At 71.4% G+C, this 19,073-nt stretch carries 17 protein-coding genes and 1 pseudogene; 7 read left to right on the forward strand and 11 right to left on the reverse strand.

What is annotated here, in order from left to right:
* Positions 1-42 precede the first annotated feature (42 nt).
* From NK718_RS03180 to NK718_RS03215, 8 genes are all read right to left on the reverse strand, one after another.
* A complete protein-coding gene (locus NK718_RS03180; protein ID WP_254738559.1) occupies positions 43-1,011 on the reverse strand; it encodes a sigma-54 interaction domain-containing protein in 969 nt (322 codons plus the stop codon).
* 75 nt (positions 1,012-1,086) lie between these two features.
* A complete protein-coding gene (locus NK718_RS03185; RefSeq protein WP_254738561.1) occupies positions 1,087-2,154 on the reverse strand; it encodes a C45 family autoproteolytic acyltransferase/hydrolase in 1,068 nt (355 codons plus the stop codon).
* On the reverse strand, positions 2,154-3,161 hold the full coding sequence (locus tag NK718_RS03190) for an ABC transporter ATP-binding protein (RefSeq protein ID WP_254738563.1): 1,008 nt from the start codon (positions 3,159-3,161) through the stop codon (positions 2,154-2,156). The genes NK718_RS03185 and NK718_RS03190 overlap by 1 nt, the downstream gene beginning before the upstream one ends.
* Positions 3,158-4,159 carry an ABC transporter ATP-binding protein gene (locus NK718_RS03195; RefSeq protein ID WP_254738565.1) on the reverse strand — a complete coding sequence of 334 codons (1,002 nt, stop codon included), beginning with the start codon at positions 4,157-4,159 and terminating at the stop codon, positions 3,158-3,160. The genes NK718_RS03190 and NK718_RS03195 overlap by 4 nt, the downstream gene beginning before the upstream one ends.
* Entirely contained in the window at positions 4,152-5,054 is a 903-nt protein-coding gene (locus tag NK718_RS03200; RefSeq protein WP_254738567.1) for an ABC transporter permease, read from the reverse strand. The genes NK718_RS03195 and NK718_RS03200 overlap by 8 nt, the downstream gene beginning before the upstream one ends.
* The gene (locus NK718_RS03205) at positions 5,051-6,058 is read right to left on the reverse strand and encodes an ABC transporter permease (RefSeq protein WP_254738569.1); all 1,008 of its coding nucleotides are present in this window, start codon (positions 6,056-6,058) and stop codon (positions 5,051-5,053) included. Before NK718_RS03205 ends, NK718_RS03200 begins: the two co-directional genes overlap by 4 nt.
* A gap of 16 nt (positions 6,059-6,074) precedes the next feature.
* Complete coding sequence (locus NK718_RS03210) at positions 6,075-7,598, reverse strand: ABC transporter substrate-binding protein (RefSeq protein ID WP_254738571.1); 1,524 nt, start codon at positions 7,596-7,598, stop codon at positions 6,075-6,077.
* 433 nt (positions 7,599-8,031) lie between these two features.
* Positions 8,032-8,433 (reverse strand): hypothetical protein, encoded by a 402-nt coding sequence (locus NK718_RS03215; protein WP_254738573.1) that lies wholly within the window; start codon positions 8,431-8,433, stop codon positions 8,032-8,034.
* Between the two features lie 281 nt (positions 8,434-8,714).
* Here NK718_RS03215 and NK718_RS03220 point away from each other — a divergent pair, with 281 nt between their 5' ends.
* Positions 8,715-8,975, forward strand: coding sequence for a hypothetical protein (locus NK718_RS03220; RefSeq protein ID WP_254738575.1), 261 nt, complete (start codon positions 8,715-8,717; stop codon positions 8,973-8,975).
* Here NK718_RS03220 and NK718_RS03225 read toward each other — a convergent pair.
* Together NK718_RS03225 and NK718_RS03230 are read right to left on the reverse strand one after the other, a co-directional pair.
* Positions 8,972-9,556, reverse strand: coding sequence for a hypothetical protein (locus NK718_RS03225; RefSeq protein WP_254738577.1), 585 nt, complete (start codon positions 9,554-9,556; stop codon positions 8,972-8,974). The two genes, NK718_RS03220 and NK718_RS03225, sit on opposite strands and share 4 nt — an antisense overlap.
* Before the next feature lie 244 nt (positions 9,557-9,800).
* Positions 9,801-11,612, reverse strand: a complete 1,812-nt coding sequence (locus tag NK718_RS03230) for an MBL fold metallo-hydrolase (protein WP_254738812.1) — start codon at positions 11,610-11,612, stop codon at positions 9,801-9,803.
* Positions 11,613-11,844: 232 nt separating this feature from the next.
* Between NK718_RS03230 and NK718_RS03235 the strand changes: the two are divergent.
* Positions 11,845-12,318, forward strand: a pseudogene (locus NK718_RS03235) (VOC family protein); the annotation flags it as partial.
* Positions 12,319-12,350: 32 nt separating this feature from the next.
* On the opposite strand, the gene NK718_RS03240 reads toward NK718_RS03235, so the two are convergent.
* On the reverse strand, positions 12,351-12,905 hold the full coding sequence (locus NK718_RS03240; RefSeq protein WP_254738579.1) for a hypothetical protein: 555 nt from the start codon (positions 12,903-12,905) through the stop codon (positions 12,351-12,353).
* Positions 12,906-13,134: 229 nt separating this feature from the next.
* Between NK718_RS03240 and NK718_RS03245 the strand changes: the two genes are divergently transcribed.
* From NK718_RS03245 to NK718_RS03265, 5 genes are all read left to right on the forward strand, one after another.
* A complete protein-coding gene (locus NK718_RS03245) occupies positions 13,135-14,820 on the forward strand; it encodes a TackOD1 domain-containing metal-binding protein (RefSeq protein WP_254738581.1) in 1,686 nt (561 codons plus the stop codon).
* Positions 14,821-14,822: 2 nt separating this feature from the next.
* A complete protein-coding gene (locus tag NK718_RS03250; protein WP_254738583.1) occupies positions 14,823-16,097 on the forward strand; it encodes a glycosyltransferase family 2 protein in 1,275 nt (424 codons plus the stop codon).
* Between the two features lie 4 nt (positions 16,098-16,101).
* Complete coding sequence (locus NK718_RS03255) at positions 16,102-17,115, forward strand: HlyD family secretion protein (RefSeq protein WP_254738585.1); 1,014 nt, start codon at positions 16,102-16,104, stop codon at positions 17,113-17,115.
* A 131-nt stretch (positions 17,116-17,246) separates the two neighbouring features.
* On the forward strand, positions 17,247-17,726 hold the full coding sequence (locus NK718_RS03260) for a DUF2231 domain-containing protein (protein ID WP_254738587.1): 480 nt from the start codon (positions 17,247-17,249) through the stop codon (positions 17,724-17,726).
* Positions 17,723-19,054 carry a PQQ-dependent sugar dehydrogenase gene (locus NK718_RS03265; protein ID WP_254738589.1) on the forward strand — a complete coding sequence of 444 codons (1,332 nt, stop codon included), beginning with the start codon at positions 17,723-17,725 and terminating at the stop codon, positions 19,052-19,054. Before NK718_RS03260 ends, NK718_RS03265 begins: the two co-directional genes overlap by 4 nt.
* The last annotated feature ends 19 nt before the right edge of the window (positions 19,055-19,073 follow it).

Here is a 19,073-nt window from a genome sequence, read left to right on the forward strand (position 1 = left end):
GTCTTCCGCCGATGCGCTGCGCGAAAGCCACGCGCGTGCGCGCTATTGGCGCATGCCCAGCTTGAGCATCTGGTGGCGCAGGGCGTGGCGCGAGAGGCCCAGGAGCTCCGCCGCCAGGCCGATATTGTCGTCGCAGGCGGAGAGCGCCTTGCGGATCAGGTTGGCCTGGAAGGCGGTGGTCGCCGCGTGGTAGTCGACCGCCCCGACCCCCTGCGCCGCCTCCGCGCCCTGGGCGCGCTCGGCCTCGCGCGGGATGCGCGCGGGGAGGTGGCGCATCAGGATGATCTCGTCGTCCTCGAGGATGAAGATGCGCTCCAGCAGGTTCTCCAACTCGCGCACATTGCCGGGCCAGGGGTAGCGGCGGAAGGTGTCGCGGACGGCGGGCTCCATGCCGAGGATGCGGCGGCCGTAGCGGGCGGAGAACTTGCGCAGGAAGTGGTCGGTCAGGACGAAGACGTCGTCTCCGCGCTCGCGCAGTGGGGGAATGTTGATGGCCACGACCTGCAACCGGTAATAGAGGTCCTCGCGGAAGCGGCCCTCTTTCACCTCGGAGAGAAGTATCCTGTTGGTTGCAGCGATGAAGCGGACGTCGACTTCGATGGGCTTCACCGCGCCGACCCGGCGGAAGCGCTGGGTGTCCATCAGCGTCAGCAGCTTCGCCTGCATCACGGAGTTCATGTCGCGGATTTCGTCGAGGAAGATGCTGCCCCTGTCGGCGACCTCGATCAGCCCGGACTTCTTCGCCAGCGCCCCGGTGAACGCGCCTTTCTCGTGCCCAAAAAGCTCTGATTCCAACAGGTTGTCGGGAATGGCGGCGCAGTTGACGTCGACGAATTCCTGCCGCGCGCGGGACGACTGCTGGTGGATGAGCCGCGCCACCACGCCTTTTCCGGTGCCCGTCTCGCCGTAGATCAGCACGGCCCGCGCCGAGCTCGCCGCGACGCGCGAGATCAGCCGCCGCACCTCGTGCAGCGTGGAATGTTCTCCGATCAAACCGCCTTCATACGCCATTTCGGGTCCCGTCTCGGGCCCGAATGTCGCCTGAACGGCCGGCTTGCTCCAACGGAAAACCCGAAACCGGATCTTCTAGTCGAAATCGTAGGCGAGCCAGCGCCCGGCGCAGGGCCTTTGCGGCGAGAAGTACAGCTTCGCCTCCGCCGGAGCAAACACGGAGGTCGAGATGGTCAGGCTGTCGCCGTCCTGGCCATGCCGGCACAGCGCCTCGCCGCCGTCGGCGTGGCCCGCCATCAGGCGCGCCGCGTCGGCGGGGACCGGCGGCCGGTCGAAGCCGGCCAGCGCCGCCTCGATGCGGGCGAGCCGGCCGGTGGTGCTGGTCGCCATCGGGTCGGAGCGGTGGGCGCGGAAGGAGGCGCGGGTGGGATCGAGCAGGAAGTGGTTGGTGCGCGCTCGCCAGGGCCTGGCGTCGGCCTCGACGCCGGTGGCGCGGTGGCCGAGCTCGACGGCGGCGTGGCGGCCGGCCCGGTCGCAGAGCACCATCGTGCCGCCGCCGGCCTGGGGCAGGGCGGCGATCTCGTCCAGCGCCTCGCCGACATCTGCGCAGCGGCGCAGCAGGCGCGTCATCAGGAAGTAGCGCAGCAGGCCCAGGCCGTGGTCGGAGCTGCCGACATGGGTGTCGACCAGCGCCAGCCCGCGCGCGTTCATGCCGCTGGAGAAGGCGCCCGGGCTGCCGAGGCTGCCGACGAGCAGCATGTCGGCGCCCGGCCGGGCCGGGTCGCGATGCAGGAACACGCGCTGCAGGGCGGCGTGCTCGCCGCGATAGTCGCGGTTCTTGACGAGCAGCGGCGCGACGCCGCCGCCGGAGTGGGCGAAGGCCGAGCAGCCGTCGGTGAAGTCGCCGAGCACGCCGAGGTGGAGATAGGCGAGCAGGGTTTGCCGGTCGATGGCGAAGCCCTCGGCGATGCCGTCCATCTCGTCGGCGCCCTCCGGGTCCACCGCGTCGAGCATGTCTTCCTGCGCCGCCAGAAAGGCGCGCACGTCGACGCGGTCGAGCAGCGCGGCGGCGAGGTCGAGGCGAAGGCGCACGGCGGCGCGCACCGCCTCCGCGTCGGTGCCCGGCGCGGCGGCCTGGGCGAGCCCTCGCGCCCTTGCGTCGCCGAGCAGGAGGACGGGGCGGGCGGGCTCCGGCGCGAACATCAGGCGGTCTCCGTCAAGTGGCAGGCGGCGGACGTCCCGTCGCCGAGGGGGCGCAGAACCGGCCGCTCGGTCTTGCAGCGCGGCATGGCCAGCGGGCAGCGCGTGTGGAAGCGGCAGCCGCTCGGGGGGTCGAGCGGCGAGGGCAGGTCGCCGGCGAGGCGGATGCGCGCCGCGCCGCCGCCCTCGACGCGCGGCACGGCGGAGAGCAGCGCCTGCGTGTAGGGATGGCGCGGGCGCGCCAGCACGGCGCGCGTCGGCCCCGTCTCCACGACGGAGCCGAGATACATCACCGCCAGCCGGTCGCTGACGTGGCCGATGACGGCGAGGTCGTGCGAGATGAACAGGTAGGTCAGGCCCAGCTCGCGCTTCAGCTTGGCGAGCAGGTCGATGATCTGCGCCTGCACCGAGACGTCGAGCGCCGACACCGGCTCGTCGCAGACGACGAAATCGGGGTTGAGCACCAGTGCCCGCGCGATGCCGATGCGCTGGCGCTGGCCGCCCGAGAACTGGTGCGGGTAGCGGCTGAGCCAGGCGCTGCGCAGGCCCACCGCCTCCATCGTCTCGACCACGCGGTCGCGCGCCGCGCGGCCCTTGGCGAGGCCGTGGACGCGCAGCGGCAGGGCGATGATCTGCTCGACGCTCTTGCGCGGGTTCAGCGAGGCGTAGGGGTCCTGGAAGACGATCTGCATGCGCCGGCGCAACGCCGTCAGCTCGTCGCGACCCAGCGCCGTCACGTCGGTCCCGTCGAACGTCACCTTGCCGACGGTCGGCTCGTGCAGGCGCAGGATGGCGCGCGCCAGCGTGGACTTGCCGCAGCCGGATTCGCCGATCAGCCCCAGCGTCTCGCCCGCCGCGACGGAGAGGTCGACGCCGTCGACGGCGGCGACCTCGCGGCGCGGCCGGCCGAGCAGACGGTCGAACGGTCCGCCCTTGACGGAGAAGCGCATGCCGAGGCCGCGCACGTCGAGCAGCGGCGCGGCGGAGGGGGCGGTCGCGGCCGGCGTCATGCGGCGGTCTCCAAGGCGCGGATGCAGCGCGCGGCGCGGCCCGGTCCGACATCCACGAGGTCGATGCGCGCGTAGCACGCGCCCACCGCCATCGGGCAGCGGCTCGCGAAGCGGCAGCCTTCGCCGGCGGAGACGAGCTCCGGCGCCTGCCCCTCGATGGGCCGGATCGGCGCGTCGAGGTCGGACAGGCGCGGGATCGAGCCGAGCAGGCCGCGCGTGTAGGGGTGGCGCGGGCTGTCGAGCACGGCGCGCGTCGGGCCGGTCTCGACCACCTGGCCGGCATACATCACGGCCAGCCGGTCGGCGTATTCGGCGACGACGCCGAGGTCGTGGGTGATGAGCACGACGCTCATGCCGAGCTGCCGGCGCAGATCGGCGATCAGCTCCAGCACCTGCGCCTGGATGGTGACGTCGAGCGCCGTGGTCGGCTCGTCGGCGATCAGCAGCATCGGCCGGCAGGCCAGCGCGATGGCGATCATGATGCGCTGGCGCATGCCGCCGGAGAACTGGTGCGGATAGTCGCCGATGCGCGTCTCCGGCGAGGCGATGCCGACGAGGCGCAGCATGTCGACGGCGCGCCGCCGCGCCTCGGCCTTGCGGCCGGCGCGCGGCAGGTCCACGGCGTGGGCCAGCAGCACTTCGACGATCTGCTCCTCGATCGTCAGCGCCGGGTTCAGCGCGGTCAGCGCGTCCTGCATGGTCATGGCGATCTCGCGCCCGCGCACGGCGCGCAGCTCGGCCGGCGACAGGGCGGTCAGCTCCCGGCCGCGGAACGTGACGGAGCCGCCGGCGATGTAGCCGGGCCGGCGCACCAGCCCGATGACGCTGGAGAAGGTGACGCTCTTGCCGGAGCCGGACTCGCCCACCACGCCCAGGCACTCGCCGGCGCGCACGTCGAGCGACACGCCGTCCACCGCCGTCACCAGCCCGGCGCGGGTGGGGAAGCAGGTGCGCAGCTCCTTGATGGAGAGCAGGGTCTCGGGGGCGGTCTCAATCATTGATCTTCGGGTCGAACGCGTCGCGCAGGCCCTGGCTCGCCACGTTGATGGCGAGCACGAGCACGAGGATGGCGAGGCCGGGGAAGGTCGACACCCACCAGGCGTCGAGGATGAAGGCGCGCCCGTCGGCGACCATCGAGCCCCACGAGGCCGTGGGCGGCTGCACGCCGAGCCCGAGGAAGGACAGGCTGGCCTCCAGGATGATGACGTGCGCCATGCGGATCGTCGCCACGACGATCACCGGCGACAGGATGTTGGGCAGGATCTCGCCGAACATGATGCGCCCGCGCGTCGCGCCGACCGCGCGCGCCGCCTCGACGAATTCGGTCTGGCGCATGGCGAGCGTCTCGCCGCGCACGACGCGGCAGGGGATCACCCATTCCTTGTAGACGAGCGCCAGCACGATGTTCTGCAGGCCGGGGCCCATCATCGCCATCAGCGCGATGGCGAAGATGAGGTAGGGGAAGCCGAGCAGCACGTCGACGACGCGCGAGATGGCGATGTCGGTCCAGCCGCGCAGATAGCCGGCGGCGAGGCCGAGCGCGATGCCGATCGCGGTCGCCAGCGCCACCACAGCGACGCCGATGAAGATCGACACCCGCGCGCCGAACACGATGCGCGAGAGGATGTCGCGCCCCAGCGCGTCGCAGCCGAACAGGTAGGACCACTCGCCGCCCTCGAGCCAGGCCGGCGGCTGCAGGCGGCGCAGCAGGTCCGTCTCGTTGGGGTCGTGCGGGGCGACGAGCGGCGCGGCGACGGCGGCGGCCAGGATCAGCAGCACGATCACGGCCGAGGCGAGCGACATGCGGTTGGCGAGGAAGGTTTGCAGCCCGAGCCGGCCGGGCGAGGCGGGCCCGGCGGCGCGCAGGGCGGGGGAGGCCGGGATGGCGCTCACAGCTCCACCTTCGGGTTGAGCCGCGTGTAGAGGATGTCCGCCGCGAAGTTCAGCAGCACGTAGGTGACGGCGTAGAGCAGCACGGCCGCCTGCACGAGCGGGTAGTTGCGCACGAAGATGCTCTCGACGACCAGCCGGCCGAGGCCCGGCCAGCCGAACACCGTCTCCACCACCATGTTGCCGCCGAGCAGCGAGCCGGTCTCGATGGCGGCGACCGTGACGGTGGGGGCGAGCGCGTTCTTCAGCGCGTGGCGCAGCAGCACGCGGCGGGGCGACAGGCCCTTGGCCTCCGCGAAGGCGACGTAGTCCGAGCGCAGCACCTCCAGCATCGAGGCGCGCATCACGCGCATCAGCACCGCCGCCGTCGGCAGTGCGAGGGTGATGGCGGGCAGAGTCAAAAAGCGCAGCGCCTCGCCGGCGCAGGCGAGCTGCCCGCGCAGCAGCGAGTCGAGCACGAGCAGATGGGTGATCGGCGCGACCTCGCAGGACAGGCTGGAGCGGCCGGAGACGGGGAGCAGCTTGAGGTTCACCGAGAACGGGATGAGCAGCAGGATGCCGAACCAGAAGCCCGGCAGCGACACGCCGAACAGCGAGCCGACCGTCGCCAGCCTGTCGAACAGCGAGCCGCGCTTCACGGCGGCGACGACGCCGAGCGGGATGGCGATGAGCAGCGCGATGACGAGCGCCGCCAGCGTGAGTTCGATGGTGGCGGGCAGGCGCTCGGCGATGACGTCGGCCACCGGCCGGCGGTGGAAGAAGCTGAGGCCGAAATTGCCGGTGAGCGCGTTGCCGAGGAACACGGCGAAGCGTTGCAGCGGCGGCTGGTCGAGCCCCATGTCGTGGCGTAGCGAGGCGGCCTGCTCCGCGGTGGCCTGCTGGCCGGCCAGCATCACCTCGACCGGGTCGCCCGGCGTCAGCCACATCATCAGGAACACGATGACGCTGACGCCGAGCAGCACCGGGACGAGCTGCAGCAGCCGATAGGCGACCGCGGAGGCCTTCATGGCGCGCGCGCTCCGCTCAGTTCACGCACGCGTCGTGCAGGTTGATCTTGCTGTCGGCGCTGGGCTGCCAGCCCGAGAGCCGCTTGGACACGCCGTAGATGTCCTGCGGCAGCCACAGGAAGATCCACGGGGCGTCGGCGTTCACCATCGCCTGCGCAGACTTGTACATTGCGGCGCGCTTGGCCTGGTCCAGCTCCGTGTTGGCGGCGTCGAGCAGCTTGTCGACCTCGGGGTTGCTGTAGAAGGCCGAGTTACCGCGGTCGCCGGTGCGCAGCGTCGGCACGAAGATGTCGGCCGGGTCGAGCGAGCCGTTGCCCCACGAGGTGAAGTACATGTCGCCCTTCTTCTCGCCCTTCGGCGCCCACTTGGCGCGGATGGTCGAGCCTTCGCCCACCGTCACCGTGGTGCGGATGTTGGCCTTGGTGAGCAGCGAGCCCACCGCCTCGGCGATCTCCTTGAACGGGCCCTCGACGTCGAGCGTCACGTCGATGCCGTTCGGGTAGCCGGCGTCGGCGAGCAGCTTTTTGGCCTGGGCGGGATCGTACTTGTACTCCGGCAGGTCCGGGTTGTAGCCGAAGGCGTCGGGGCTCATGACGCCGTTGAGCGGCACGGCGGTGCCGAGCAGCACGCGGTCGATCACCAGCTTCTTGTCGAGCGCGTGGTTGGCGGCCTTGCGCACGCGCGGATCGTCGAACGGCTTCTTGGTGGTGTTGAGCGCGACGAAGAAGGTGCGCGTGCCGTTGACCTTCATGACCTTGGCGTTCTGGCTCGCCTCGATGCGCTTCATGTCCGAGGCGGGAAGCTCGGCGGCGATGTCGACCTCGCCGGCGAGCAGCGCGGCGGTGCGGGAGGCATTCTCCGGGATCATCTTGAAGATCACCCGGTCGACGCAGGCCTTGCCGACCGGCGGGATGGCGGGCGAGCCGCCGTAATACTTGTCGAAGCGCTCCATGATGATCGAGTCGCCCTTGCGCCACTCGACCAGCTTGAACGGCCCGGTGCCGTTGACCTGCGTGGCGAGCCCGGCGGTGCCGACCTTCTCGACGAAGGCCTTGCTGACGACCTCCTGGAAGGGGAGCATGGCCGGCAGGATGGGCCAGGGCTCCTTGAGCACGAAGCGCACCGTGTAGGGATCGACCAGCACGATCTCCTTGACCGGGCCGACGAGATCCTTGCGCGGGCTCGTCTGGCCGTCCATGGCGCCGTCGCGGGTCAGCCGGTCGAAGGTGAACTTGATGTCCTCGCCGGTCATCTTGGTGCCGTCGTGGAAGAGCACGTCCTTGCGGATCTTGAACTCCCACGTGGTCGGGTCGACCTGCGTCCACGACTCGGCGAGCTCCGGCACGACCTTCATCTGCGAGTCGCGCGTCAGCACGCCGTCATACATGTTGCGCAGGATGGTCTCGGTCTGGCGGACGCGGTGGTTCGCCGGGTCGAGGTTGAGCGCGTCGAGCGTGAAGCCGACCGTGAGATCCTTGGCGTGCGCCATCGTCGGCAGCGTCAGCGCGGCGAGCAGCAATGCGGTCTTGAGCCTGGACATTCTTCGATCCCTCCATCGAATGAGTCTGGTGAGCCGCTTTCAGCAAGCGCCGTGCCATGGCCGGATTGGGGCTCGGCAATGGAAAAACGCCAGCGTTTGCCGGAATTGTCCCGCAAAACCGCGCCCGCCGCAAAGCGAGAGCGCGCGCGCCTGCGTGGAATCCACGCGCGGGGCGTGGGGTGGACGCCAGTCCTCCGGAGCACGGGAGCGTCAGCGCACGGGGCGGACGCCAGTCCGCCCGTTCCCGGAGCCCGGGAGCGATAGCGGACGGGTGTCCGGGGCCTAGCGTATGGATGATGCCGCGCAGCGGCGCTGCATGGGCCTTTTCATATGGACGCGCTGCGCGCGACATATCACGCTGGACCCCGGACACGGTTCCGCTTTCGCTCCACCGTTCCGGGGACGGGCGGGCCTGCGGCCCGCCGCCCGCGGCTCAGGTGCGGGTGTAGGAGGCGAAGATGGGCTCGTTGGGGCAGAACTCGGCGGCGTGCTCGCGGGCGGTGCCTTCGGCGAGCTCGCGGTGGCAGCGGTCCTTGTCCTCGCAATAGTGGCAGACCTTGCGCACGTCGCGCAGGACGGGGCTGCACAGCCCACCCAGCATCTCCGGCGTGATGCCGAAGCGGGCCATCATCTCAGCCGACTCCGGCGCGTCCTGCGTGTGCAGAACCACCGCGTCGTAGAGCTCGGAGGTCTGCACGTCGAGGTCGGCGGCGATCTGCTCGATCTGCTCGCGGCTGAGGCCGTCGAGCTCGTTGCGCTCGAACATCGCCGCGAGCCTGTCGCGGAAGCGCGCGAAAATGCTGGGGCCCTGGCGGCCGTCCGACGGAAAGGCCATGAGCGACGCTCCTTCTGGCTTCGTCGGGCCGTGGCTGGAGGGGCGCTGGCCGCCCCGGGTCGACCCGACGCCGTCAGTCTAGGCGCGTCGCGCGCGGCGAAGATTGCGCTGGATCAAGGCCATGGAGTGGGAACGCGCCCGGCGCGGGGCGAGATCGCTATTGCCTCGGTGATGCGTCCGTAATATAGAACAAATGGAAGTTCAAATCGAACTTCGTTCGTTTTTCAGAACCGCGCGCCCGGCGTCCCGGCCGGAGCGGGCGGGCGCTGGAGCCCATCGCGATGCGACATCACCCCCGCCACACGCCCTGTCCCCGCCGCCTCGCCGAGGCGATCCGCGGGCGCGGCAAGATCGGACTGCGCGAGGCGCTGCGCCTGCGCGATCTCGGCGTTCACCCGTTCGCCGGCGCGGTGGTGTTCACGATGCGCGCCGACGACGAGGTGGAGGCCGCCGGCGGGCTGGACGCGCAGGTCGAGGTCAGCGCGGCCGAGACGCTCGCCCTCCTGGAAACCCTGCTCGCCGCGCCCGCTTTGGCGTCCTAGCGGATCGGCAGCATCAGGTGCTCGTAGGGCGTCCCGGCCCACATCACGTAGGGCATGGTGGGGTCGGCCTTGGGCGAGCGCGGGTAGTTCGCCGCCATGCCCTTGGCCTCGGCGCCGACGATCATGACGTGCGCGCCGGTCTTCACCCAGTTGTTGTCCTTGGTCGGGCCGGTGGCGAACGGGTCGGTGTTGCTCGCCCCGTTGTCGCCCCGGAGCATGTAGATGAAGCCGAGCTTCTGCGGCGCGGCGCCGTGGCTCATGTAGGCCTGGCCCCATTCCATGCCGCCCTGGTCGGCGCACATCGGGTCGGTGCCGGACGGGTCCATGCAGGTCCAGCCGTTGTCGCCCTTGCGCACCACCTTCATGGAGCCGTCGGGGGCCATGTTGAGGATCGTCGCGCCCTTGAACACGTTGGGCGGCGCGGCCTTCTGCAGCTTGGCCATCAGCGCCTTGTCGCTGATGGTCTTGTGACTCATGGACTTGTCGGGCATGGCCTTGTTCTGGGCGAGGGCGGTCGCCGAGCCTGCAAGGATGAACGCCGCGGGAGCCAGCAGCAAAGCGGTCTGGAGAGAGCGTCTCATGTCGAGTCCTCCTGTTCGCCAATGGGGGGCGCGCCGGCGCGGGCGGTCCGCGCGCGGGTGCGAGGCCGTCGGCCGGCGTGTCGGATCGGAGATCGATGCGCCCGGTGCAGGGTGGGGCGCGAGGCGGGGGAGCGCTGTTTCTTGGCCTCGCCTGGCGAGGCGACAATCACGAGCGGCAACATAGCTCAGCTTCGCGGACCCCGCGAGGGCTCCGGTGTGCTGCATCGCATCATCGTGAGAGGGATCAGTCCCCGCCGGGCGCGGCCTCGTCCTCCGTCTCCCTCGCGGATTCCAGGATGTCGCGCGCCAGTTCGGCCAGCCGCGACAGGTTGGCCATGCCGCCATCGCCGATCCGCCGGGGCTTGACGTCGGCGATGCAGAACGCGCCGACGCAATGGCCGCTGCTCAGGATCAGCGGGTGGCCGGCGTAGTAGCGCAGGCGCGCGGGACCGGCGACGGCGGGGTGGTCGGCGAAGCGCGGATCGCCCGCCGCGTCGGGCACTTCCAGCGGGCCGGGCGAGGCGACGACGTGCGCGCAGAACGACTCGTCGCGCGGCGTCTGCCGCTCGCCGAGCCCGCACGAGGCGGCGAACCACTGGCGGTCCTCGTCGATCAGCGTGACGGCGGCGATGGGCGCCTCGAACAGGTCGCGGGCGAGCAGCGCCAGGTGCTCCAGCCGCTCGTTCGGCGGGGCATCGAGCGCTTCGAGCCGCTTCAGCGCGGCCAGCCGATCCTTCTCCGCCGGGGGCGACGGCGGCAGCGCCCACAGGCAGGCCCGGCGCATCAGCCAGGCGCGAAGCCGCGCGCGGGCGTAGGTGGGCGTGAACGGCCCGGCCAGCCGGTCGATGATGCCCAGCACCTCGTTCGACGGGCCGGACTCGTCGCGGCTGACGAGCGCGATGGCGACGTCGCGTCCGGCCTCGCCGGCGCGCCGCACGTCGCGGATGCGCGCGGCGGCGGAGTCGGGGTCGTCGTCGACGAGCACGAGCAGGGTGGGCCGCCAGCGCGTCACCACGTCGGCGGCGTCGTCCGGCGCGACGCCGCGCACCGGAACCTGGTCTTCCTCCAGCACGGCGACGAGGCTCGCGACGCGCTCGGCGTCGTCTCCCGCCACCAGCACCGCCTGGTCGGCCAATGCGGGCTGCGCCGCCGCCGTCGGCGGCTCCGGCTTGGCCCGCGCGCGCCGCGCCGGCTGGTCGGGCACAAGCGTGAGGACGTGGCCTTCGGTGGCCGCGAACAGCTCGATGTCGTCGGCCTCCGCGCCGGGGCGGTAATGCTCCAGCAGCGCGTCGAGGTCGTCGTCGCTGCGCTGCGGGTCGTGGTGGGCGATGCACAGCCGGGGTGTCCCGGCCTCGCGCGCCACGAGCAGCGCGTACTCGACCGTGCTGTGGCCCCAGCCGATCTTGGTGGCGTACTCGGCCGCCGTGTACTGGGCGTCGTGGATCACCAGGTCGGCGCCGCGCAGGAACTCGACGTGGCGGCGGTCCGATCCCTCGATCGGCCCTTCGCCGGAGGCGAGCGAGGGCGCGAAGGGCTCGTGGTCGAGCGCGTAGACGACGCTGCACCCGTCGGCGGTCAGCCGGTAGCCCAGCGTCAGCGCCGTGTGGTTGAGGTAGTGCGCCTCCACCGCCACGTCGTCGATGGCCAGCGTCCCCTCGACGAGGTCGTGGTAGCGGATCGTCGCGCCGAGCTGCTCCAGCTCCAGCGGGAAATAGACGTGCTGCATCTGCCCGGCGAGCGTCTCGCGCAGCGACGGGCCGAGGCCGCGCGGCGCGTAGATGTCCCACTCGTTGCCCGGCCGGAAGAACGGCGCGAAGAAGGGCAGGCCCTGGATGTGGTCCCAGTGCGTGTGGGTGATGAGCACGTGCCCGCGCAGTTTCCGGCCGGTTGCGACCAGTTCCTGCCCCAGCGCGTAGGCCCCGGTCCCCATGTCGAGCACCACCAGCGTGTCCCGCGCGCTGCGCACGACGCAGCAGGAGGTGTTGCCGCCGTAGCGCACGGTGCGCGGACCCGGCACCGCCAGGGAGCCTCGGGTCCCGTAGAACGTGACCTGCATCACGCACCCCCTTCCGGCGGCATGGCGGCGGCTGGCGTCGTGGCGTCCGATGGTTGCTTATACCACCGTCGCGTGTCCGTGGCGTCATCCTCGCGCGCGGGCCGCATCGCGCGGGCACGGCGGCCCTCGCCACGCGAACGCCCCATCGCCGCGCTAGGTCGTGCCGGTTGGCCGCGAAGCGCGGGAGAGATCGCGCCGCGCGGCCGGCGGGAAACGCTGAAGGAGTGAGAGCATGCCGGACGTCACGCCCTGCCTCTGGTTCGACCGCGAGGCCGAGGAAGCCGCCCGTTTCTACACGTCGCTGCTGCCCGACAGCCGCATCGACGAGATCCAGCGCTCGCCGGCCGACTGGCCGGCCGGCAAGGCGGGCGACGTCGTCATGGTGACGTTCACGGTGGGCGGGCGTCGCTTCCTCGCGCTCAACGGGGGAGGGGGCCAGCCCGCCAACTTCGCGGTTTCGCTGTCGGTCGAGTGCCGCGACCAGGCCGAGGTCGACCGGCTGTGGGACGGATTGCTGGCCGGCGGCGGCCAGCCGATCCAGTGCGGCTGGCTGCGCGACCGCTACGGCTTCGCCTGGCAGGTCGTGCCCGAGATGCTGCCGCGCCTGATCTCGGACCCGGACCGCGCCAAGGCGCGCCGGGTGATGGAGGCGATGTTCGACATGGTGAAGCTCGACGTCGCGGCGCTGGAGAAAGCCGCCGCCGGGGCCGGACGGGGCGGTCCCGGCGAAGGCGCGCGTCACTTCTCCTCCAGGAACGAGAGGTCCACCGGGCCGAACCGCACCTCGGCCGGCTCGAGGAAGCGCCGGCCGTTCACCTCGTCGTGACGCGGGAAGGTCGGCGGCGGGAAGCGCACCGTCACCGTCGCGTCGCGCAGCACCGGCACGGCGACGTTCTGCCCGTAATGGTAGAGCGTGGGATGCCACAGGAACGGGACGCGCAGTTGTGCGACCTCCCGGCCGGAGGCGTCGGCGATCGACACGTCGATGTCGAGCGCCGGGAGGAATCGTCCGTCGGCGGCGTCGCGCACCGCCACCTCGACATGCAGGTTCTCCGTCGTCGGCTCGCGCCATTCCAGGCCGTCGCCCGACCACATATAGAGGCCTTCGGCCTTCTCCAGCGCCAGCGCCACGGAGTAGTCGCCGTGCCGCTGCTCCTCGCCGAACTCGGCGACCATGCCGGTCATGTGCTTGAGCGCCAGCCCATAGGCCGCGCCCTCGGCGCGCGCGAGCGCCAGCCCGATCCGCCCGGCTTCCTCGCTGGGCGTGGTCGGCGGTTTGGGGTCGTCGCTCATGGTCGTCTCCCTCGGCGCGTGGACCGCGTGCCTCGATAATCGGGCCGGGCTTTCGGGAGTTCCGGGCGGGGACGGCGGGCGGGCAGGACGGGGCGTCGGCGGAACGCTCGGTTAACCGTCCAGACAACCTTTAAAGCCGCCCTCCAAATGATTGATGAACATCAATATTAGTTTCACGCTTCATCAACAAATTAAACGAATAAGGAACATAAGAAAGAAGAGAGGTCGGGTGGCGAATATCCTGCTCATCGAGGACGATCCGCTCACGCTGGAGTTCTTCCGGCGGGTGCTGGAAAGCCGCGGCCATGTGGTCGACGCGGCCCGCGATGGGTTCGACGCGGCCGAGTTCCTGGCGCGCCGCCACTACGACATCGCCCTTCTCGACTATCACCTCCCGGAACTCGACGGCTACGCGGCGGCGCGGATGCTCACCGCCTGCACCTCGCTCAACGACCGGCCCCTGCTCGTGGCGATCACCGGCGACCCCGCCGGCGTCATGTCGCGCAGCGGCTCGGACACGCTGTTCGAGGCCGTGCTGCCCAAGCCGGTGGACCAGAAGGCGCTGTTCGCCCTCGTCGAGCGCCTGATGCGCGACCCCGAGCGCGAGCGGCTGCGGCAGGCCTCGCGCGGGTTCTGGCGCGAGCGCGGGCTGGCGGACCGGCCGCGGGCCTTCGTCGCGCCGGCTCCGACCCGCGAGCAGCGCCTGGCCCTGGAACTCTGCTTCGACCTCGCCGCGCGGCCCGGCGACGCCGAGCTGATCCTGCTGCAATCCGCCAGCGGGCTCGACGAGGCCGCCCGCGCCCGCGCCATCGAGCCCGGCGCGCATCTCCTGCCCGTGGTCGACATGACGGGCGAGCTGACGGCGATCTGCGACGCGTCGTTCAAGGTCGGCGATCCCGACACCTGGGCCGAGCTCGCCGGCGCGGTGCTCCGCTTCGCCCGCCAGCGCGAGGCCCTGGCGCCCTCGGCGCGCGACGCCGCCGACCTCGCGACGCGGCTGATGGTCTATACCCACCTCTCCGGCCGCCCGCTGGAGCCGGTGCGCGACCCGCGCTCGAAGGTCTATTTCCGCTATCGCGGCCTGTTCCACGAGGCCGACGCCGAGCTGGCGGCCGAGAGGCTGGCGCGCGAGGGCTATCTGGAGCGCCGCTTCGTCGACCGTTTCCACGCCTGCAAGGATTGCGGCTCGCACAGGCTGAACGTGCGCGAGGAATGCCCGGCCTGCCGCTCGCCTGAACTGGCCGAGACGGCGCTGCTGCATCACTTCCAGTGCGCCCATCTCGGCCCCGAGGACGCGTTCCGCGCCGGGCGAAAGCTCGTGTGCCCGAAGTGCCGCGTCGAGCTGCGCCATTATGGGGCGGACTACGAGCGCGCCGGCACGGCGCTGGAATGCGGCGCCTGCCGCGCCATCAACAGCGAGCCCGCCGTCGGCTTCGTGTGCATGGACTGCGCCGCGCACACGGACGGGGAGGCCGCCCCGACCCGCGACGTCCACGCCTACGTGCTGACGGCGCGCGCCCGCGACCTGCTGGCGAAGGGGGAGGAGCCGCAGCCCTCGCTTCCGCCCGATGTGCTGCGCGCCCTGCGCGAGCTGCGCGCCCGCGAACCCGAGCCGCCGGAAACGGTGATCGTCACGGAGATCCACTACGCGGCGACGCAGACCATCGTCGCCAGCCGGGGCGCGCCGATCTTCGCCAGGCTGCGACGGCTGTTCCTGGAGAACCTGGGCAACCTCATCGGCGACATCGGCCGGGTCGTGCCCGGCGCGGAGGTCGACTATCTGCTGCTGCGCGACGTCGGCCCCGAGGAGCTTGAGCGCTCGGGCTCCGCGCTGCTGAGCGAATGCGAGGCCCTGCTGGCCCCCAAGCTCGCGGCCGAGTTCCGCGTCGTCGGCCCCTTCCGCGAGGCGGCCTGACCATGGACGACCTCGACCAGGCCCTCGCCATGCTCATCGGGCAAAGCGGCCCCGGGCTCGCGGCGATGTTCTGGTACACGCTGGTGTTCGAGCTGCCGCGCTACGGCTTCCCGCTGCTCGGCTCGGCGTTCGGGCCGCTGGTGGCGCGCGGGCCGGCCGCGCCGGCGGGCCTGCCGGGCAGGCCGCCGCGCGTGAGCGTCGTCGTGGTCGGCCACAACGAGGCCGACGTGCTCGACCGCTGCGTCCGCTCGCTGCGCGAACAGTCCTTCGGCGGCTTCGAGATCGTCATCGTCAGCGACGGGTCCGACGACGGCATGGGGCGCGTCGCCGGCCGGCTCGTGCGCGAGCGGCTGGCCGACGTGGCGCTGGCCACCGACCTGCGCGGCGGCAAGTCGGCCGGGCTGAACCTCGCCATCGGCGCGAGCTCCGGCGACATCGTCATCACCGTAGACTGCGACTGCTCCTACGACCGCTTCGCCATCGAGGAGATCCTGCGTCCCTTCGCCGACCCGCGCGTCGGGGCGGTCTGCGGCGACGTCGTGCCGCGCAACGGCGACGCCGGCCTGCTCAGCCGCTTCCAGGAGATCGAGTACCTGTTCGCGATCTCGGTCGGCAAGCGCATCGGCGCGCAGTTCGGCCAGGTCGTGTGCATGTCGGGCGCGTTCAGCGCGTTCCGGCGCGACGCGCTCGACGGCGTCGGCGGCTTCGACGTCGGCGGCGGCGAGGACCTCGACGTGACGCTGCGGCTGCGCGCCCGCGGCTGGATCATCGGCTTCGCCCCGGCGGCGATCTGCCATACCGACGTGCCCGAGGCGCTGTGGACGCTGGTGCGCCAGCGCCTGCGCTGGGAGCGCGACTCCGTGCGGCTGCGCTACCGCAAGATGCGCGACCTCATGCTGCCGGGCGGCGCGCGCTTCGCGGTGGCCGAGGCGCTGCACCAGTGGGACTTCCTGCTGTTCGGCGTGCTCGGCGCGGTGGCGTTCCCGTTCTATGTCGTCTGGCTGTTTACGACCTACGGGGCGTTCGCGCCGGCCATTCTCGCGGCGGCCCAGCTCGGCCTGCTGGCGCTCGACGCCGCGTCGCTCGCGCTCGCGGCCGTCGTCACCGGCCGCCCCGCCTTCTGGCGCAACCTCGCCTACACGCCGGGCTTCTCGCTGTTCACCAGCTATTTCATGCGCATGGTGCGGCTGTGGGCCTATGTCGAGGAGTGGATGCTGTTCGGCTCCACCCGCGACAACTACGTGCCCGCCCGCGTCCGCCACGTCCGGAAGTGGTAGGCCCATGCAGCGCATCCGAAAGCGGCCCCGCCTCGACACCCTCGTCAACCAGCACCGCGCCGGCTCCCCCGTCGCGTGGGGCAAGCGCGTCTATCTCGGGCTGCTGGCGGCGCTGGGGCTCGCCATCGCCAACTACGCGGTGGGCGACGCCGTGCTGCTGCGCGCCGACGGCACCGTCGTCGTCGACCGCACCATCGTCGCCGCCACCTATCCGGCCAAGGTCGCCGCCGTGCGCGTGCGCGAGGGCGAGAAGGTGACGCAGGGGCAGGTGCTCGTCGAGCTGGAATCGGCGGACATGCTCAAGGACATCGCCGACCTCGCCGCCCGCAATTCGGAGCTGGCGATCCGCGAGGCGCAATTGCGGGTGCGCCAGGCGACCATCGAATCCGTGCTGCCCATCGCGCGGCGCCACGCGCAGGAGACCAACAAGCAGGTGCGCCGGCTCGACTCCATGTCCGAAGGCGGCCTCGTTCCCTCCACCCGCATCGACCAGGCGCTGGCCTCGCGCATGGTGACGGCGGAGAAGCTGGCCGAGCTGAGCGGCCAGTCCGACGCGATGTCCGGCGAGCTGGCGCTGGTGGCGCAGGCGCACGAGCGCGCCGTCACCGCGCTCGTCCAGCTCGAGGCCTTCTACAACAAGGGCCAGGTGCGCGCCGCCACGGCGGGCGTGGTGGGGGCGAGGGTGCCGTCGCCCGGCCAGGTCGTGCGCTTCGGCGACGAGCTGCTGCAGGTCAACGGCGAGCGCGCCTACGTGCTGGCCTATTTGCCGGAGCTGTACCTGTTCGGGCTCAAGGCCGGCGACCGCGTCACCGTCAGCGCCGGGGCAAGCGGAACCGTGGGCGAGATCGACGCCATCCTCTCGGTCGCCGACGCGCTGCCGGCGGAGTTCCAGAACATGTTTCGCCCGCGCGACCGCAGCCGGCTGGTGCGCATCTCGATCCCGCCGGGACACGATTTCGCGATCTCGCAGAAGGTCCGCGTCGGCGGCTGCGCGCTGGGCTGGTGCTGGCTGCGCTGACCCGCCCGCCGCCGCGAACGGTCCCGGACATTGGGGAACCGCAACGCATTCAATTGGCTTGAGGGGGACGAAGCGCCGCCCCCGCGAACCGCTGTCCGGGCGCGCGGCGGCGCAGGCCAGGACCCAAGCCCATGCAAGTCGAACGCCGAGCGGCCTACTCCGAGCCGCCCCAGCCCCCGTCCTCCACCGCCAGCATCGCAGGACACCCCATCCACCCGATGCTCGTGCCGTTCCCCATCGCGTTCTTCGCCGCGGCGCTCGTCACCGACATCGCCTACTGGCGCACCGCCGACCTGCAGTACAGCAACTTCTCGTCGTGGCTCATCGCCGGCGGCCTGGTGATGGGCGCGCTGGCGGCGCTCGCCGGGCTGACCGACTTCATCGCCAACAGCCGCATCCGCGCCCAGCGGCCGGCCTGGCCGCACGCGCTCGGCAACATCGTCGCGATGCTGCTGGCGCTGGTGAACGCCTTCGTCCACGGCCGCGACGGCTGGACCGGCGTCGTGCCGTGGGGGCTCGCGCTGTCCGCCGCGGTGGTGCTGATCCTGCTGGTGACCGGCTGGCTCGGCGGCGCGCTGGTTTACCGTCACCGCGTGGGAGTCCAGCCATGAAGCCCGCCAAGACCTTCGCCCGCGTCCTCGCCGCGTCGGCGGCGGCGGCGTCGCTGCTCGGCCTGGCCGCGTGCCAGGAGAACGACAATTTCGACCGCTCCACCCAGATCGGGCCCAACCCGACCCTGCCGGAGCCGCACCAATACCTGTTTCCGCCGATGAAGATCGGCACGCCGGTCGGCTGGAGCCAGGGCCAGGCGCCGACGGTCGCCAAGGGCCTCCAGATCAAGGCCCTGGCGACCGATCTGCGCCACCCGCGCTCGCTCCTCGTGCTGCCCAACGGCGACGTGCTGGTGGCCGAGCCGAGCGGCCCGCCGCCCGAGCCGGTCACAAGGCCCAAGAGCATCGTGCTGAGCTGGTTCCTCTCCGCCGCGCACGGCAAGTCGTCGGGCGCCAACCGGATCACGCTTCTGCGCGACGCCAACGGAGACGGCGCGACCGAGCAGCGCACGGTGTTCCTCGACCACCAGAACTCGCCGTTCGGCATGGCGCTGGTCGGCGGCGACCTCTACGTCGCCAACACCGACGCCGTGATGCGCTTCCCCTACACCGAGGGCCAGACGAAGATCGACGCCGCCGGCACGAAGCTCCTCGACCTGCCGGGCGGGCCGATCAACCATCACTGGACCAAGAGCCTCACGGCCAGCGCCGACGGCAAGCTGCTCTATGCCGGCGTCGGCTCCAACAGCAACGTCGCCGAGAACGGCATGGAGGCCGAGAAGGGGCGGGCGGCGGTCTGGGAGATCGACAGGGAGAGCGGACGCGCGCGCGTCTTCGCCAGCGGCCTGCGCAACCCGAACGGCCTGTCCATCGAGCCGACCACGCACGCGCTGTGGGCCGTCATCAACGAGCGCGACGAGCTCGGGCCCAACCTCGTGCCGGACTACATGACCTCGGTGCGCGAGGGCGCGTTCTACGGCTGGCCGTACAGCTATTATGGGCAGCACGTCGACCCGCGCGTCATGCCGCCCAACCCCGAGCTCGTGGCCAAGGCCATCCCGCCGGACTTCGCGCTGAGCTCGCACGTCGCGCCGCTCGGCATGGCGTTCGTCACCGACGGGCCGCTCGCCGCGATGTTCGGCCAGGGCGCGTTCGTGGGCGAGCACGGCAGCTGGGACCGCGACCATTTCAACGGCTACAAGGTCATCTTCGTGCCGTTCAAGGACGGCAAGCCCAGCGGCCCGGTCAAGGACGTGGTCACCGGCTTCGTCAACGACAAGGACCAGGTGTACGGACGGCCGGTCGGCGTCGCCATCGACAAGACCGGCGCGCTGCTCATCGCCGACGACGTCGGCGACGTCGTCTGGCGCGTCACGGCCGGCTCTTGACGGGGCCCGAGAAGCGGCG

Source organism: Alsobacter ponti (assembly GCF_024294805.1).
GTDB classification, from domain to species: domain Bacteria; phylum Pseudomonadota; class Alphaproteobacteria; order Rhizobiales; family Beijerinckiaceae; genus Alsobacter; species Alsobacter ponti.